Origin of the sequence: Amycolatopsis sp. NPDC004079 (assembly GCF_040610415.1) — a bacterium.
Taxonomy (GTDB): domain Bacteria; phylum Actinomycetota; class Actinomycetes; order Mycobacteriales; family Pseudonocardiaceae; genus Amycolatopsis; species Amycolatopsis halotolerans.
The window spans coordinates 16,849-33,325 of the sequence record NZ_JBEXMH010000023.1 but is presented as its reverse complement, the minus strand read 5'-3'; the positions used below and the strand labels follow the sequence as shown (position 1 = coordinate 33,325).

The following is a 16,477-nucleotide window of genomic DNA, read 5'->3' as shown; positions in this document are numbered from 1 at the left end:
GTCAGAGCGGGTGTTCGTACCAGACGTTCGGCTCGACGTACACGCCAAGATCCTGCTCCGTTGACGCCAGCACGGGTGCGATTCCGCCAGGCACGACGGTGTGTCCGTCTTCGAGGCGGACACCGGTCCACTCCTCCCACTGCGCGAGCGTGCCGGTGACGGTCATCGCGAACGGCGCGACCTTCCGGAACTCCGCGCCGAGCCGCTCGTGACTGCGCAGCCACGGATCGGTGCCCCGGCCGAGATAGTCCACAATGGACTCCAGAGGCGGTTTGCCGGTCGGCCGCACCGGCACGACCAGCCGGGAAAGCCCGGCCCGGCGCGCCCGGTTCTTCAACTCGACGAGCGCCTGCGCGGCAATCCCTCGCCCGCGTGCGGCTTCCGCGACGTACACCTCCAGCGCGGCGAGCGTGGTGGGTTCCCGTCCGTCGAGGTGGTCTTCGGCGGCCCAGGCGAGCGCACCGTCCCAGCCGTGGTCGGGCAGCTCGGTTCGTTCCGCGGTCGGGAAGGCGACCGGGATCGCCGCCGCTCGCGCGACGGGCACCTCGTCGTCGAGGAGAACCAGGAAGAACTCGGGCCAGTGCGCGGCGATCCGCTTCGAGCTGGCCAACCCGGCTGTGAGGCCTTGACCGAGGAACTCGCCGCCGACGAATCCCAACTGGAGCGCGGGACCGCGCAGCTCAGGCCGAGTGGCAAGGTCTTCGATGCGGATCATGCGGTCTCCCGTCGCTGCCCGGCGCGCCGGTCCGTGCGGGTTCCCCGCACGGACCGCAGCTCAGGAAGCGCTGACCTCACCGCACCGGAAGCGCCGACCGCCGCCGCCCCAGCGCCGCCGGGTCGAGATTCGCCCGGGTCCCGGCCCGGTGTCCCTCCCGGTACCCCGACCCCGACAACCGTCGTGGCGCGGCCGAGCGCAGGTCTCCGTACTCGTGGTCAAAAGCCTGCTGCACCAACGCCGTCCGGTCCCGTACCACCAGCTCCGCCGACTTCCCGCCGGCGACATCGGAGTACGTCCGCGCGGCGTTCTCCTCCGCCACGCTCAGCCGCTCGTGCACCGCACGCGCGAACCCGTGCAGCCAAGTCCGCCGATAAGCCGCCAGCGATTCGCGGAACACCCGCTCTTCGGGACGCACTCGCGTGAGCTGCGTGCTCGCCTGCAGCAACAGGCTGGTGTACAGCAGTTCGACCCGCGCGAGGTCGGTGCGGAAGCCGAACACGGTGACCTCTTCGACCCCTTGGCCGACTCGGTGCAGCAGGGTCCGGCAGCGCAGCGGGTAAGCGATGCTGGTGAGCAGGCTGGCCTTGTCGCGGCTGTACGGATTGGCGATCGGCAGCCTGAGCACGGTGATGTCGTCGCCGCTTTGGCCGGACGCGGCCAGCATCGCGTTGTCGATCCCGTGCCGCGCGATCAGTTGCGCCGCTTTGGTGTTGTACAGCTCGGCTTCGGCGGGCGTGACGGCCGGGTCCTCGGCCTTGGCCAGCAGCTTCCGCACGCGCTCCAGCAACGTGTCGTGGTCGGGCATGACCCCCCTCTCCAGCAGGCGCGGCCCGTGCGGACCGGCATGGGGTGCACGGTAGGCGTGGGGTACGACAATATTCGATCAGATGTTCGGGAGTGACACTGGGCGCCCGGTTCGTCGCAGCCGTAGGCTCGGCACGTGTCTCCGCCTGTCACGCTGGATGTCGCGGTCGTCGGCTCGGGGCCGAACGGCCTGGCCGCGGCCGTGGTGCTCGCGCGGGCCGGGTTGTCGGTCGAGGTGTACGAGGCGGCTGCCGAGCCGGGCGGCGGGGCGCGGTCGAAGCGCCTGTTCGACTCTGACGTTATCCATGACATCTGCTCGGCGGTCCATCCGATGGCCGCGGCGTCGCCGTTTCTGCGCCAGTTCGATCTCGACCTCTGTCATCCCGAAATCCCGTACGCGCAGCCGATCGACGATAAGACCACAGCGATCGCGTACGCGGATCTCGAGCGCACCTGTGCGCGGCTAGGGAGCGACGGGGAACGGTGGCGGCGCTTCATGACACCGCTGATCGAGCACAGCGCTGAGATCGCCGAAGTGCTCCTCGGCGACCTTCGCCACCCACCGCATCCGCGTACGGCGGCGTACATCGCGACGCGCGCTCTCGCGGCGACAGCGAATCCCTTCAAGGGCAAGGAAGCGGCGGCGCTGATAGCGGGTATCGAGGCGCACGCGCTCGGAAAGCTGCCCTCGCTCATCGGCGGCGGCATCGCGGTACTGCTGAGCCATCTCGCGCACACCACTGGCTGGCCGATTCCCCGCGGTGGTTCGCAACGCATCACCGACGCTCTTGTCGCCGACATCGAGGCGCACGGTGGTCGCGTACTCACCAACGCGCGCGTCGCCGACGTACGCGAGTTAGCGCACGCGCGCGCCGTACTGCTGGACTTAGCGCCCAAAGGCGTACTAGAGCTAGCAGGGCCGCTCCTGCCGGGGCAGTACCGCAAGGCGCTGGAGAAAGTCCGTTACGGACCTGCGGCAGCGAAGGTCGACTTCCTGGTCTCCGAAGAAATCCCCTGGCGCGAGAAGGAACTGGCCCAAGCCGGGACTGTCCACATCGGAGGGACGAGAGCCGAGGTGCACGCCGCGGAAAACGCGGTAGCTGCCGGGAAGCGGGCAAGGGACCCGTTCGTCCTCCTCTCCCAGCCGATGGCCGCCGACCCGTCCCGCGGTCTCCCCGGAAAGCAGCCGATCTGGGCCTATGCCCATGTCCCGCAAGGAGATCCACTCGATCCGACCGCCGCGATCATCCGGCGCGTCGAACGCTTCGCCCCGGGTTTCCGCGACACGATCCTCGCCTCGCGTGCGATCCCGGCGAGCGAGTTCGAGGCCTACAACCCCAATTATGTCGGCGGCGACATCGCGGCCGCCGCGGTCACGATGCGCCAGGTGCTGGGGCGGCCGGTCCCGCGCTGGGACCCGTATCGGACCCCGTTGCGCAGCGTCTACCTGTGCTCGGCCGCGACGCCGCCCGGGCCGGGCGTGCACGGAATGGCCGGTCAGCACGCCGCGGAACGCGTGCTGCGCAACGAATTCGGCTACCGTCCGGGCCGGACCAAGCCGGTTTCGTAAGCGATCACGACCGCTTGCGCCCGGCTGGAGATCCCGAGTTTGGGCATCAGCCGGTTGAGATGCGTCTTCACCGTGGCCTCGCTGACCAGCAGCTGAGCCGCGATTTCGCCGTTCGGCATCCCGGTGCCGACCAGCCGGAGCACCTCGCGTTCGCGCTCGGTCAGCCTGCTCAGTTCCGGCGCGGGCTCGGCAGGCGGCGCGCTCGTGTACGCCTCGACCAGTCGCCGCGTGATCGTCGGGCCGAACAGCATGTCCCCGCGCGCGACCGCCTGGATTCCGGAGATCAGCGTCTCCGGCGGACTGTCTTTGAGCAGGAATCCGGCCGCGCCGGCCCGCAGCGCGCGGTACACGTATTCGTCGAGGTCGAAGACGGTCAAGATCAGCACGCGCGGGTCTTCGGGCCCGGCGAGGATGCGGGCGGTGGCCGACACGCCGTCGAGGCCGGGCAACCGGATGTCCATCAGGATCACCTCGGGCCGCAGCCGCGCCGCTTCGCGGACGGCTTCCAGCCCGTCGCGCGCTTCGCCGACAACCTCGACGCCCGGCGCGGCGTTGAGCAGCGCGACGAGGCCGGCGCGGACGAGGTCCTGGTCGTCCACCACGAGCACACTGGTCACTGGGGTTCTCCGGAGGTCCGGCCCGGGTACGGGAGGGTCAGCACAACCTCGAACCCCGCCGGTTCGCGAGGCCCGATCTCGATTTCGCCACCGTACATACGCGCCCGCTCGCGCATGCCGACGAGGCCGTGACCGGCGGGATTGCCGTCGGCGCGCGGTCCGCCGCCGGAGTCGGCCACGCGCAGCCGCAGCGCGTCGGCCAGGTACTCGACGTCCAGCGAGGCGAACGAGTCCGGCGCGTGCTTCAGCACATTCGTCAAGGCCTCCTGTGCGACCCGGTACGCGCACAGTTGCTGACCGGACGGCAGTGTCCGCGGCGTTCCGGCGACCCGCAGCCGCACCGTGAGCCCAGCCTCGCGGACCCGGCTGACCAGCGCGGGGAGCTCGTCGAGACCGGGCTGTGGGCGGTATTCGCCCGGCTCGTGATGCGGCGGCCGCAGGACGCTGAGCAGGCGGCGGAGTTCGTCCAGCGCCTCGGTGGTCGTGCCGGTGATCGTGTCGAGCGCGCCGCGTGCGGTGTCCGGCGCGGACTCGAAGACGTACCGCGCGAGGTTGGCCTGCACGGAGATCACCGACAGATGATGCGAGACGACGTCGTGCAGCTCGCGCGCGATGCGCAGCCGTTCTTCCACGACCGCCAGCTCGGCGCGGTCGGCACGTTCCGCGGTCGCGTGCAGAGCGAGCCCGCGAAGGTAGACGGAGTGTCCAATGAGGACGGTCGCGGACGCTTGCAGCACCGCGATCACACTGTCGCCGATCGGGTTCACGCTGTCGCTGACGAGCAGCGTGACCTCGAAACCGGCCACCGCGAACAGCGACGGCGGCCAGGCTTGCCGCGCCGGATAACGCGCCCACACCGTGTATGCGGCGATCAAGATGTCGGGACGGCCGAGCGTCGCGCGATACCCGGCCAGTGCGAACGCGCCGACCAGCAGGGTGACCGCGATCAAGACGCCGATCGGATAGCGCCGCCGGACCGCCAGCGGCACCGCACCCGCCACCGCGAGCAGCAATCCGGGCAGCCCCGGACGGTCGCCGAGGGAGCCGTTGTGGACCGCCGCCCCGGCGAAAAGGAATAGTCCGACCGCAGCCGCCAGCAGCGAATCCGTGAGGAGCGGCCGCGCCCGCCAGATCCGCATCACGCGCCCGAAACTACCTTCCTGACCGGCGGTTTCCCAGTTTCCTACCGCAGACGCGGCAGGCCGCCTACCGCCAGGGTTTACCGGCGGATGCGGCGAAGGGTGGATCCCGGGGGCGGATCGAGCGGTTACGGTCGGTGCTGAATGGTTATCCATTCCCGCTGCTCGGCGGAGAGCCAGGGGTGGGGAGGATTCCAGGCTCTCCGCTGAGCTTCACCCCAGATACGCGTCCAGCGTCACCGCCAACGCCGATTCCGGCGAAGGCGCGAAGCTCGCTCCGGCCAGTCCGCCCCACAACCACAGCTGCGCGAGACCGTGCAACGCGCCCCACAGCGACGCTGCGACAAGCCGAGGATCCGTACCCGGACGCAGTCGGTCGTCGTCCGCTTCAGCGCGGTCGAGGCGCACTAACTCCGCGAAGGTGTCGAAGACGGCACTGCTGGCCGCGACCAGCCCGGGCTCTTCGGGGTCGATGAGGTCGCGACGGAACATCAGCTCGAACATGGCCGGGTTCGTAACTGCGAAGTCGACATACGCGTGACAGGCGGCGGTGAGGCGTTCGCGCGGGGTGCCGTCGGGCAACTGTGCGCCACGTTGGAGCAGCTGTGTGAAGCCAAGCGTCGCTACGGCCGACAGCAGCTCCGCGCGTCCCGAGAAGTGGCGAAGCGGCGCACCGTGCGAAACGCCAGCCGCCTTCGCGATACCGCGCAACGTCACGGCCTCGACGCCGGACCCGACGAGCAAATCCGCAGCCGTGCGGATCAACCGCTGACGCGCGCTCATACCTGAGCTTCGGAGAAGGCCACCGGCAACAGCTCCGGACGCTTCGGCAGGAAGCCGTCGCCAGGGGACCGGCCGATGAGCCGGTTGCGCAGTCGCGTGATCCCCACCGGCAGCACTTCTTGCCACAGCCAGCGCAGGTCGGCGATCGCGTTGCCCTGTGCCGGAACGCCGGGCAACGGCTGCAGCCAACTGCCGTCGTGTGCCACGTCGAGCCGATCGAGCACGTGGCCGGCGACGCGGAGATGCCCGGCCTGCGACAGATGCAGCCGATCCGGTCCGAAGTAGCGCGAATCGTGCGCGGCCTGGTCCGGCCACAGGTCGACGAGCTTCGCGCCGTAGCTGACCGAAGCCTCGCGGATGGCGTCGTTCAGCGCGGTGACCCGCGGCCGCATCCGCCCGCCGAGCGGCATGCGATGCGCGATGTCGCTCAAGGTGAAGGTGACCACGTTCGGCGCGATCTGCGTGCACTGCCGGATCGCGGTGTCCACGCGACGCGCGACCGTGCGAGCGTCCCAGCCGCGGCTCATCACGTCATTGCCACCACCGAACAACGCGATCAGATCCGGCTCATGCCGCTCGGCGGTGGGCAGTTGCTCCGCGGTGATCTGGTCGAGCCGTCGCCCGCGAACGGCCAGATTGGCGTAGCGGAAAGAGGTCTCGTCGCGCGCGAGCCGCCCGGCGACGTAATCCGCCCAGCCGCGGTACTGGCTGTGATCCGGGTAGGGATCGTCCAGCCCCTCTGCGCAGCTGTCGCCGACGGCGACGAACGTGTGGAAACCCATTCCGCTCTCCGTAACCCCTGGTTCATCTTGTAGACACTGTCTATCAAAGTAGGTAGACGGTGTCTACACTCGGGGCCCCGTTACCGTGTTGACTGAAGCTTCAGTCAAGGAGGTGCGGATGGCAGGCAAACGGGATCGCATCCTGCGGGCCGCGGTGGGCATGATCGCCCGAAACGGCGTCCGGGGGCTGCGGGTCGAGGAGGTCGCCGCGGAGGCCGGCGCGTCGACCGGGCTGATTTATTACCACTTCAAGGACCGGGCCGGGCTGCTGCGCGCCACCCTCGATCACGTCAACGACCGTGCTGAGCGTTACACCGCGCAGGAGGTGCCGGATTCGGCGGACGCGCGGGCCGTGCTGGAACAGACGCTGCTGCTGGAACTGCAGGACACCGCCGAGGTCCGGGAGAACAGCACGGCCTGGGGAGAGCTGCGGGCCAGCGCCGTCTTCGAGGACGACCTGCGGGAGCGTCTCGCCGAAGCCACTCGGCTGTGGGTCGCCGAGATCGCCGAACTGGTCGAGGCGGCGCGCTTGGCTGCCGTCGTGGCGCCGGGTGGTCTCTCCGAACCCGCTGACGTCGCCGAGCGGCTGACGGCGCTGGTCGAAGGGCTGTCCGAGCGCTGGCTGTCCGGGACTCTCGACCTCCAGCGGGCGCGTGCCCTCGTCCGGGGGGCGATCGTCGCTGAGCTGGGTTGATCAAATTGACTAAATTTTCAGTCAGTGTCAGAGTGAGGCTCCGCCGACCCGCTTGGAGCTCACTCGATGACGCACGAATTCGTTTCCCGCCGCACCGCGCTCACCGCCGCGCTAGGGCTCGGCGCCGCGCTGGGCGCGGCCGCGTGCGGCGCCGAAACGCCAGCTCCGGCCCCGGCCGCACCCCCGTCGCCGGGCAGCAGCGGCGCGGCGTCCGCCGGCCGGGTGTTCGGGGCCGAATGGGAGAACCACGCCCGCACCCTCATGGCCTGGCCTGCTTCGGACGGCATCTGGGGTCCTGACCTGCCCGCGGTCCAGGCCGCCATCGCCGGGCTCGCCCGGGCCGTCGCCGGTTTCGAAAAGGTTGTCCTGCTGGCCGGTGCCGAACATCGCGACGCCGCCCAGAGCGCGGTCGGCTCCGACGTCGAGGTGGCCGAGATCCCGGTGGACGACCTCTGGGCCCGGGACACGGCCCCGGTCTTCATCCGGGACGCCGGAAAGCTGACCGGCGTCGATTTCGGGTTCAACGGCTGGGGCGGCAAACAGCAGCACCCCCGGGACGGCGCGGTGGCCAAGGCCGTGCTGGAGAAGTACCGGCTGCCCCGCGTCGCGGCTCCGCTCGTCGCCGAGGGCGGCGCGCTGGAAACCGACGGCCAGGGCACGCTCCTGGTCACCGAAAGCTCGTTGGTCAATGACAACCGCAACCCGGGCAAGGACCGCGCGCGCGTCGAAGACGAGCTGAAACGGACGTTGGGCGTCACCACCGTGATCTGGCTGGCCGGAGTGAAAGGCGAGGACATCACCGACGCGCATGTCGACTGTCTCGTCCGCTACGTCGCGCCCGGTGTCGTCTTGCTGGACAAGCCGTTTCCCGGCGCCCCGGCGGACGTCTGGTCGCGTGCCGCCGAGCAGGCGCGCGGAGTGCTGGCCGGCGCCGCCGACGCGGCTGGCCGGAAGCTCGAAGTCGTCGACTTGCCCCAGCCCGACCCGGACCGGATCACCGGCCGGGGCGAGGCGTTCGTGTCGTCCTACGCCAATTTCTATGTCGCCAATGGCGCGGTGTTCCTGCCGAAATTCGGCGACGAAGCCGCCGACGACCGGGCGCGCGGCATCCTGGCCGAGCACTTCCCCGGCCGCGAGGCCGTCCTGGTCCCGATCGACGCGATCGCCGCCGGGGGCGGCGGAATTCACTGCTCGACCCACGACATGCCCGGCTGATGGGGGAGCCGCCCGGCGCTCAAGCGTTTTTGTCGGTGCCCTGCGCCACTATGGCGGAGTGACTGCATGGAGAGATCAACTCAGCACTCTCGCTCAAGACCGGCTGCCCGCTGAAGTGGCGGTGAAATGGATCGAGCTGTTCCAACCCGGGATCCGGCTTGCCACCAAGGGCACGGGGCCGCGGGTGGGGCAGCTCGGCGGAAATCCGGCGCTGCCGGACGCGGTGGAATGGCCGATCTGGGAGGAGCGGGGGCCGCTCACGTTCGTCGCCGCGGTGGAGTGCGCGTCGCTGCCGCGCGAGTTCTTGACCATTCCGCTGCCGGAGGCGGGGACGCTGCTGTTCTTCTCGTTCGACGGACGCTACGAACCCGATAACTACCAGCACATTCTGCCTGGCGATACCGGCGGCTATCGAGTGATCTTCGTGCCCGCGGGCACCCCGGTCGCCGAACGAACGCCTCCGGCCGACCTCGAGCCCTACCCACGTCGTGACGTTTTCGCGGAGATCGTGGCCACAGCCCCGGAAAGCGAGCACATCCTGCTGGACCAGACCACGACCGCGAGCGGAGTGTCCCTGGCTGAAGCTGTTCAGGCAGGCCCCGATCCTGAGCGGATTGGCGCCAATGTGTTCGGAAACCTCGCCTGGGAGGTCAACGAAGGCACGCCGCTGCATCAGATCGGTGGCTTCGCCGCACCGGTCCAGGACGCTGTGGAGAACGAGATCGCGGCGGAGGTGCTGGAAGGCGGGTGGCAAGATCCGCGGCTCAAGGAAGAAGCGGCCCGCTGGGTGCTGCTCGCGCAGTTCGACAGTGCCGAAGAAACCGACATGATGTGGGGCGACGTCGGGATGTTGTACTGGCTCATCCGGACCGACGATCTCAAAGAAAGCCGGTTCGACGCCGCCCGCTGCTTGATGCAGTGCGGCTGACGCTCAGCCCGAACGGAAATGGACCATGAAGATCTTGGTGGTGGGCGGAAGCGGCCTGCTGGGCCAGCACGTCCTCGACGAACTGCGGAAACGCGGGCACGAGACGACGGCGGTCGCGCGTACGGCACGTGAGGGAGTCGACCGGACGCTCGACGTCTCGAAGGCTTCGCACGAGGAGTTGCGCGAAGCACTCGACGGACACGACGGCGTCGTCTTCGCTGGCGGCATGGACGACCGCGCGGTCGGACGCGGGCCGGTCGAGCCTCGGCTGCGTGCGGGCAATGTCGCACCTGTCGCCGCGTTGTTGCGCGCGGCGCGCGAAGCAGGCTGTACGCGGGCCGCGGTGCTCGGGTCGTATTACACGTACTTCGACCGCGTACGCCCGGAGTGGGGGTTGGCTGCGAAGCATCCGTACGTGCGCAGTCGGCTGGAGCAGGCCCGCGTCGCGCGCGAAACAGCGGGGCCAGAGTTGCCGGTGGCGGTGATCGAAGTGCCGTTTGTCTTCGGTGTCGCGGAGGATCGGGTGCCGCAGTGGTCGGTGCCGATCGTGAAGTGGGTCCACTCCAACTCGCCGCTCTTCGCGCCTCCCGGCGGGACTGCGGCGACGAGCGCGCGTGGAGTCGGGGTCGCGACGGCGGATGCGCTGGAGGCGGCGTCGGGCGCGGATGTCCCGGTGGCGGAGGAAAATCTGCAGTGGACGGACATGTTCGCCCGGCTGGCCGCGGCGGCGGGACGAACGCGTCCGGTGCGGTCGATGCCGTCCTGGCCGGTGCGCGGGGCGTTCAAGCTCGGCGGATTTCTCAACGAGCTCAGCGGGAAGCAGCCGGGGTTGACGGTGCGGCACATGGACGGATTGTTGTTGCGGGAGTTGTATTTGGAGCTGAACTATCAGGCTCCGGTGGACGACGCGATCCGGGAAACTGTTGCTGCGCGGTAAGAATCAGCCCAGCCGGGCGCGGTGAGTCCGCACCGCGGCCAGCCGCGGGTCCGACGGTGAGAGCACCGCAGACAACGCGTCCAGAATAGCCAGATCGTCAGCACCGCAGGAGGTTTCCCAGAACGACCACAACGTGTCCGCGTCCCCGCTGTTCAACGCCAGCTGCCGGACCTGCGCGCTGATCGACTCGCGTTCCTCCAGGATCGCGGGCGACTCCGACTCCGCGAGCAGCGGACCCTGGAACGACCGGATCGCCGCGGCGGCGTCGCCGGTGCGCAGGGCGGCTTTGGTGCGCAGGAAATCCGCGTCCACGGTGGCCGCGAGGCGGTACGGGCGCGTCTGCAACACCCCAGTGCCGAGCTGGGTGCGCAACCGGTGGATCTCGGCGCGCACGGTCACCGGGTTGCCAGCCTCGCCGTACAGCTGCAGCGCCAGCTTTTCCGCCGACAACCCGCGCGGCTGAAGCGCGAGCAAGGTCAGCAATTCGGCGTGCCGCAAGGTGAACGGGATGTCTCGACCGTCCACAATGGTCGATCCGGGGCCGTCGGTGAGGTATTCGAGCGACAACCGGCGCCGGGTCGCGGAGCCGGACGTGGCGATCCGCAGGAGGTAGCCCTCGTCCAGCGGGTCGACGGTGGCGATCCGGCCGTCCGGCAGCGTCACGGTGCCGCCGCCTTTTCGTACCTCCACAGCGGACGGAAGGGTGCACGACTCGGCGGCCAGCACCCGTCCGCCCGCCGAAAGGAGTGCGCCGGGGCGGCCGCGCAGCGACGCCAGGTGTGGCATGTTCGCTCGCCGCACCTTCTCGTCGCGGACTGCCAGCTGGGCGCGCAGCCGTCCCTCGGCCAGCTGGGCCGTAGCCGTGACCAGCGACAACATCGCCGGATGCACGGTGCGGAGCGGGCCGCTGACGTCGATCGAGCCGAGCAACGCGCCGGTGTCCGGGTCGCGTACGGGGGCCGCCGCACAGGTCCACGTGTGATAGCGGCGTACGAGGTGTTCGGCCGAGTAGATCTGCACCGGCTGGCCGGTCGCGAGCGTCGTGCCCATCGCGTTCGTGCCGATCGCCTCTTCGCTCCACCGGGTGCCTTCGGTGAGCGCGACCTGGTCCGCGCGCAGCAGCACGCCGGTCGCGCCCTCGCGCCACAGGATCAGCCCGTTCGCGTCGGTCACGATCATCATGTGCTCGGCGTCGTCGGCGATGCTCACCAGCATCTCGCGCAACAGCGGCAGCACCGGGGCCAGCGGATGCTCCGCGCGCAGGTCGGTGAGTTCGTCCGCCTCGAAGATCAGCGGGGCCTCGCCTGCGTCCGGGTCGACGTGCGCGGCCAGCGAGCGTTCCCACGACGCCGACACCACCGAGCGGGGCGAGCGCGGCGCGGTGGCCCCGGACAGGACCGCCTCGCGGACATGCCGGAGCAGCCGCGCGTACGACTCCGGATCGCGCAGCAGGTCGGGTTCGGGCAGCTCCGCCACGTGAACGAGAGTAGAGACCCTGGTCACACCGCTGCAACGTTGGCGCAACGTTGCCCGGCCTACGGTCGCCGCCGACCGTCACCGACCAGCAACGAGGCAGGGCAAGATGGCCGTATACGCCGCACCGAACACCGACGGCGCCGTCGTCGACTACGAGACCCGCTACGACCACTACATCGGCGGCGAATACGTCGCGCCGGCGGGCGGGCAGTACTTCGAGAACCCGACGCCGGTGACCGGGAAGACCTTCACCGAGATCGCCCGCGGCACGGCGGCCGACATCGACCGGGCGCTCGACGCGGCCGAGGGCGCCGCACCCGCGTGGGGCCGCACCTCGACCGAGGAACGCGCGAACATCCTGCTCAAGATCGCCGACCGGATGGAGCAGAACCTCGAGCGGATCGCGGTCGCCGAGGCCTGGGAGAACGGCAAGCCGGTCCGTGAGACCCTCGCCGCCGACATCCCGCTCGCGATCGACCACTTCCGCTACTTCGCCGGCGCGCTGCGAGCCCAGGAGGGCGGCATCTCGCAGATCGACGACAACACCGTCGCCTACCACTTCCACGAGCCGCTCGGCGTCGTCGGCCAGATCATCCCGTGGAACTTCCCGCTGCTGATGGCCGTCTGGAAGCTTGCCCCGGCGCTGGCCGCGGGCAACGCGATCGTGCTCAAGCCCGCCGAGCAGACCCCGGCGTCGATCCACCTGCTGATGTCGATCATCGGCGACCTGATCCCGCCGGGCGTGCTGAACATCGTCAACGGATTCGGCGTTGAGGCGGGCAAACCGCTCGCGTCGAGCAACCGCGTGCGCAAGGTCGCGTTCACCGGCGAGACGACGACCGGGCGGCTGATCCTGCAGTACGCCAGCGAAAACATCATCCCGGTGACCGTCGAACTGGGCGGCAAGAGCCCGAACATCTTCTTCGACGACGTCGCCGCGGCCAACGACGCGTTCTACGACAAGGCGCAGGAGGGCTTCGCGCTCTTCGCACTGAACCAGGGCGAGGTCTGCACCTGCCCGTCGCGCGCACTGATCCAGTCCGGCATCTACGACCGGTTCCTCGGCGACGCGGTCGAGCGCGTGAAGAAGATCAAGCAGGGCAACCCGCTCGACACCGAGACGATGATCGGCGCGCAGGCCTCGAACGACCAGCTCGAGAAAATCCTGTCCTACATCGACATCGGCAAGCAGGAGGGCGCGAAGGTCCTCACCGGCGGCGAGCAGTCCGACCTGGGCGGCGACCTGTCCGGCGGCTACTACGTGCAGCCGACGGTGTTCGAGGGCGACAACAAGATGCGCATCTTCCAGGAGGAGATCTTCGGCCCGGTGGTGTCGGTGGCGAAGTTCGACGACTACGCCGACGCGCTCAAGATCGCCAACGACACCCTGTACGGCCTCGGCGCCGGCGTCTGGTCGCGCGACGGCAACACCGCCTACCGCGCGGGCCGCGACATCCAGGCTGGCCGCGTGTGGGTGAACAACTACCACGCCTACCCGGCCCACGCGGCCTTCGGCGGCTACAAGGCGTCCGGCATCGGCCGCGAGAACCACAAGATGATGCTGGACCACTACCAGCAGACGAAGAACATGCTGGTCTCCTACTCCGACCAGGCGCTGGGCTTCTTCTGATGCCGCAACGGGTGGACCTGACCCCGACCGCCGCCGACCTGCTGCGGCGGCTGGTGCCGGTCCACGGGCCGGTGATGTTCCACCAGTCCGGCGGATGCTGCGACGGCAGCGCCCCGATGTGCTACCCGGCGGGCGAATTCCGGGTGGGTGCGCACGATGTGCACCTGGGCGACCTGACGGTGGACGGCATCGACGCGGTGCCGGTGTGGATGTCCGGCCCGCAGTTCGAGTACTGGAAGCACACCCACCTCACCATCGACGTGGTGTCCGGACGCGGCAGCGGGTTCTCCCTCGAAGCACCGGAAGGGGTGCGGTTCCTCATCCGGTCCCGGCTGCTCAGTGACGAGGAGTCGGCGGAACTGAACGGTTGATCGTGGTGCCCGGTGCGCGTTTCCCGCGCACCGGGCATCGCTCGGCTGACCTCCCTGCGATCGAAAACCCTTGGTGCGCCGCAGCGAGGACGGCGTCAGCTGGGAAGAAGCTTCGGCCAGGTTCCAGATGACGCTGCCGTCGTGTCCGGTGCGGGAGTTCCATTTCGACGTTCAACCCCGGCTCACCGAACGGCTCGCGTTCGCCTTCGTCGCGCCGAAGTCCGGTGTGGACGATTGTCTTCGGAAGTACGGCGCGGACCCGGCCAACCCGAATCTCCGGTGGCCGATCGACGAGTTCGGCCCGCCGTTCGACCTTGCTGAGATGCGGCAGTTCGGGTGGACGTACGAGCCCAAGGCGAAGGCGGGCCTCTACACCCATCTTGAGACGCCGTACCACGCGACGTTCGAGGCGTTCGTCAAAGCCGGTGCCGAGGAGACGGTCTACGTCCATAGCCTGACCTCGGGCTTTCCCGATCCGTCCCGGTAGCCGAGCGCGCTTGCTAGGTTCATTCCATGCTGTCGCTGAAAGACGTCTACGTGGGCGAGCCGACCGTACTCGGCCACCAGCGGGACCAGCCCGTTCTGAGCGCCATCCGGAAAACCCGGGTCGACGCAGGCGAGCTGGCGTTGTCCGAGCTGAACCTGGCCGGTGATCGCCAAGCCGACCTCTCGGTGCACGGCGGTCCCGACAAAGCCGTCTACGTCTACCCGGTCGAGCACTATCCGGTGTGGACCGCCGAGGGCTACTCCGTGGCGCACGGAGACTTCGGCGAGAACCTTTCCGTGCACGGTGCGCTGGAGAACGACGCGCGGATCGGTGACGTCTGGGCCTGGGGCGACGCGCTCGTGCAGGTCGCACAGCCTCGGCATCCGTGTTTCAAGCTCGCGATGCACACCGGCCGCAAGGACGTCGTGCCCGCGATGATCGGCACCAATCGCTGCGGCTGGTACCTGCGCGTGCTGCGGCCGGGCACGGTCCCGACGGCCGGACCGCTCGAGCTCGTGGAGCGGGCCGAGGGGCCGACCGTCGCGGAGACGTTCCTGGTCGCGTCGGCGAATTACGCACGGCTGCCCGAGCCGGGACCGATGCTGGAGCTGGCCGAGCGGGTGCTGTCGGCGGACGCGTTGCCGGCGGGTTATCGCAAGGGTATCCAGTCCAAAGTGGACCGGGCTAGGGAATCACTTCCAGTCGACCTGGGGTGAGCGGTAGAAGTCGATTCCCTGTGCTTCCCAGCGCGGCGCTTGCTTGGCGATGCGGTCCCGGTAGCCGTCCCAGGTCCGGGACGCTCGCGGCGACCAGCCGATTTCCGCGACGCCGGGCAGGCGCGGGAAGGCCATGTACTCGATGTCGTCGTTGGTCCGGATGGTTTCCGTCCACAGTGGAGCCTCGACACCGGCGACGGACTTCTCTTCGACGCCGGGAACGAGCGTCGCCGGGTCCCATTCGTAGGCGTCGCGGACTTCGACCAAACCAGCCCAATCCTGGCCCAGCTTCGTCGATTCCGTGTACTTCATGTCGAGATAGGCGTGGTTGGCGGGCGACATGATGAACTTGTTCCCGCGCGCCGCGGTGGCGGCCACGTCCGCGTTCGGGCCGCCCTGATCCCAGTACTGCGGCACGGCGGACGTCGGCAGCGGCACCTTCGCCATCTCGTGCCAGCCGGTGATCAGCTTGCCGTACTTGGCGACCATCGGGGTCACCTTCTCGTAGAAGGTTTTGTAGTCCTCGTCGGTCGTCGCATGTGCTTCGTCGCCGCCGATGCCGATGTATTTGCCGGGTGTGATCGCGGCGAGTTCGCGGATCACGTCTTCCACGAATCGGTACGTGGTAGGCGATTTGATGCACAGCGAGCTGTAGCCGACCTCGATGTCGGTGCGCGGCGGGACCGCGACCCCGTCGCAGTTCAGCTCCGCGTACACCGATTGTGCGGCATTGGTGTGCCCGGGCATGTCGATGTCCGGCACGACCGTGATGTGTCGGCTCGCGGCGTACGCGACGATGTCGCTGTACTGCTCCTGCGTGTAGTAGCCACCGGGGTCGCCGTACGCAGCCGTCTTGCCGCCTTCGGTCGCCAGCTTCGGCCAGCTCTTGATTTCGATGCGCCAGCCCTGGTCGTCGCTGAGGTGCAGGTGCAGCGTGTTGATCTTGTACTGGACGATCTGGTCGATGTACTTCTTCACCTGCGCAGGCGTGAAGAAATGCCGCGCGACGTCGAGCATCGCGCCGCGGTGGGCGAAGCGCGGGTAGTCGAGCACGCTGCCGCCAGCGATGGTCCACGTCCGGTGCTGCACGGTCTTCGCCTCGATCGCCGACGGCAGCAGTTGCCGCAGCGACTGGACGCCCGTGAACAGCCCGGCGGAAGTGTTGGCGCGCAGCCGGACGCCGTTCTTCGTGACGTCGAGCTGATACCCCTCGTCGCCGACGCGCGGGTCGGCGTGGCCGAGGTCGAGCGAGATCGCGGACAGCCCCGGGCTCACCGGGACGACCGGCAGCGGGAAGCCGGTCGCGGGCCGCAGCAGGCCGCGCAGGTAAGCGGCGACGTCGCCGGTGCCGTGCCCGGCGCGGATCACCGTCAGCGGCGTGAGCCGGAAGGAGGCGTCCGCCTTCGCCACGGCATGCACCGGCACCGGTACGAGGTCGGTCACCTGCCGTTCGCTGGGCGCGGGACTCGCCGCGGCCGGCCCGGGCACTCCCACCGCGGCGAGCCCGAGCACGGTCACCCCAAGCACGGCCCTGGACAGGGTCTTCCTCACGGCATACCTCCGGTCGCGTTCGCGGAGAAGGCGGACTCCAAGAGGTATAGACCACTACC

17 protein-coding genes are annotated in these 16,477 nt (G+C 69.1%); 9 read left to right on the top strand and 8 right to left on the bottom strand.

Annotated elements, in window-relative coordinates:
* Position 1: 1 nt before the first annotated feature.
* Together ABZX37_RS23555 and ABZX37_RS23550 are read right to left on the bottom strand one after the other, a co-directional pair.
* Positions 2-715, bottom strand: a complete 714-nt coding sequence (locus ABZX37_RS23555) for a GNAT family N-acetyltransferase (RefSeq protein ID WP_354742815.1) — start codon at positions 713-715, stop codon at positions 2-4.
* A 76-nt stretch (positions 716-791) separates the two neighbouring features.
* On the bottom strand, positions 792-1,523 hold the full coding sequence (locus ABZX37_RS23550; RefSeq protein ID WP_354742813.1) for a DUF2786 domain-containing protein: 732 nt from the start codon (positions 1,521-1,523) through the stop codon (positions 792-794).
* Positions 1,524-1,658: 135 nt separating this feature from the next.
* On the opposite strand from ABZX37_RS23550, the gene ABZX37_RS23545 reads away from it, so the two are divergent.
* A complete protein-coding gene (locus tag ABZX37_RS23545; RefSeq protein ID WP_354742811.1) occupies positions 1,659-3,092 on the top strand; it encodes an NAD(P)/FAD-dependent oxidoreductase in 1,434 nt (477 codons plus the stop codon).
* Here ABZX37_RS23545 and ABZX37_RS23540 read toward each other — a convergent pair.
* The 4 genes from ABZX37_RS23540 to ABZX37_RS23525 form a co-directional block, all read right to left on the bottom strand.
* Complete coding sequence (locus ABZX37_RS23540; RefSeq protein ID WP_354742809.1) at positions 3,059-3,709, bottom strand: response regulator transcription factor; 651 nt, start codon at positions 3,707-3,709, stop codon at positions 3,059-3,061. The genes ABZX37_RS23545 and ABZX37_RS23540 overlap by 34 nt on opposite strands.
* On the bottom strand, positions 3,706-4,848 hold the full coding sequence (locus ABZX37_RS23535; protein WP_354742998.1) for a sensor histidine kinase: 1,143 nt from the start codon (positions 4,846-4,848) through the stop codon (positions 3,706-3,708). The genes ABZX37_RS23540 and ABZX37_RS23535 overlap by 4 nt, the downstream gene beginning before the upstream one ends.
* A gap of 213 nt (positions 4,849-5,061) precedes the next feature.
* Positions 5,062-5,631: a TetR/AcrR family transcriptional regulator gene (locus tag ABZX37_RS23530; protein ID WP_354742807.1), complete on the bottom strand. Its 570-nt coding sequence runs from the start codon at positions 5,629-5,631 to the stop codon at positions 5,062-5,064.
* Positions 5,628-6,413 (bottom strand): SGNH/GDSL hydrolase family protein, encoded by a 786-nt coding sequence (locus ABZX37_RS23525; RefSeq protein ID WP_354742805.1) that lies wholly within the window; start codon positions 6,411-6,413, stop codon positions 5,628-5,630. Before ABZX37_RS23525 ends, ABZX37_RS23530 begins: the two co-directional genes overlap by 4 nt.
* A gap of 118 nt (positions 6,414-6,531) precedes the next feature.
* On the opposite strand from ABZX37_RS23525, the gene ABZX37_RS23520 reads away from it, so the two are divergent.
* The 4 genes from ABZX37_RS23520 to ABZX37_RS23505 all read left to right on the top strand — a co-directional run bounded on the left by ABZX37_RS23520 (position 6,532) and on the right by ABZX37_RS23505 (position 10,187).
* Entirely contained in the window at positions 6,532-7,107 is a 576-nt protein-coding gene (locus tag ABZX37_RS23520) for a TetR/AcrR family transcriptional regulator (RefSeq protein ID WP_354742803.1), read from the top strand.
* A gap of 66 nt (positions 7,108-7,173) precedes the next feature.
* Entirely contained in the window at positions 7,174-8,322 is a 1,149-nt protein-coding gene (locus ABZX37_RS23515) for an agmatine deiminase family protein (RefSeq protein ID WP_354742801.1), read from the top strand.
* A 58-nt stretch (positions 8,323-8,380) separates the two neighbouring features.
* A complete protein-coding gene (locus ABZX37_RS23510; RefSeq protein WP_354742800.1) occupies positions 8,381-9,250 on the top strand; it encodes a YwqG family protein in 870 nt (289 codons plus the stop codon).
* Between the two features lie 25 nt (positions 9,251-9,275).
* Entirely contained in the window at positions 9,276-10,187 is a 912-nt protein-coding gene (locus tag ABZX37_RS23505) for an NAD(P)H-binding protein (protein ID WP_354742798.1), read from the top strand.
* A gap of 3 nt (positions 10,188-10,190) precedes the next feature.
* On the opposite strand, the gene ABZX37_RS23500 is transcribed toward ABZX37_RS23505, so the two are convergent.
* Complete coding sequence (locus tag ABZX37_RS23500) at positions 10,191-11,663, bottom strand: GAF domain-containing protein (RefSeq protein ID WP_354742796.1); 1,473 nt, start codon at positions 11,661-11,663, stop codon at positions 10,191-10,193.
* Positions 11,664-11,769: 106 nt separating this feature from the next.
* Here ABZX37_RS23500 and adh point away from each other — a divergent pair, with 106 nt between their 5' ends.
* The 4 genes from adh (at position 11,770) to ABZX37_RS23480 (ending at position 14,867) form a co-directional block, all read left to right on the top strand.
* Positions 11,770-13,293 carry an aldehyde dehydrogenase gene (gene adh / locus ABZX37_RS23495; RefSeq protein WP_354742794.1) on the top strand — a complete coding sequence of 508 codons (1,524 nt, stop codon included), beginning with the start codon at positions 11,770-11,772 and terminating at the stop codon, positions 13,291-13,293.
* Positions 13,293-13,664, top strand: coding sequence for a DUF779 domain-containing protein (locus tag ABZX37_RS23490; RefSeq protein WP_354742792.1), 372 nt, complete (start codon positions 13,293-13,295; stop codon positions 13,662-13,664). The genes adh and ABZX37_RS23490 overlap by 1 nt, the downstream gene beginning before the upstream one ends.
* Positions 13,665-13,737: 73 nt before the next feature.
* On the top strand, positions 13,738-14,151 hold the full coding sequence (locus ABZX37_RS23485; protein ID WP_354742790.1) for a hypothetical protein: 414 nt from the start codon (positions 13,738-13,740) through the stop codon (positions 14,149-14,151).
* 26 nt (positions 14,152-14,177) lie between these two features.
* Positions 14,178-14,867, top strand: coding sequence for an MOSC domain-containing protein (locus ABZX37_RS23480; RefSeq protein WP_354742786.1), 690 nt, complete (start codon positions 14,178-14,180; stop codon positions 14,865-14,867).
* On the opposite strand, the gene ABZX37_RS23475 is transcribed toward ABZX37_RS23480, so the two are convergent.
* Entirely contained in the window at positions 14,844-16,418 is a 1,575-nt protein-coding gene (locus ABZX37_RS23475; RefSeq protein WP_354742784.1) for a beta-N-acetylhexosaminidase, read from the bottom strand. The two genes, ABZX37_RS23480 and ABZX37_RS23475, sit on opposite strands and share 24 nt — an antisense overlap.
* Between the last annotated feature and the right edge of the window lie 59 nt (positions 16,419-16,477).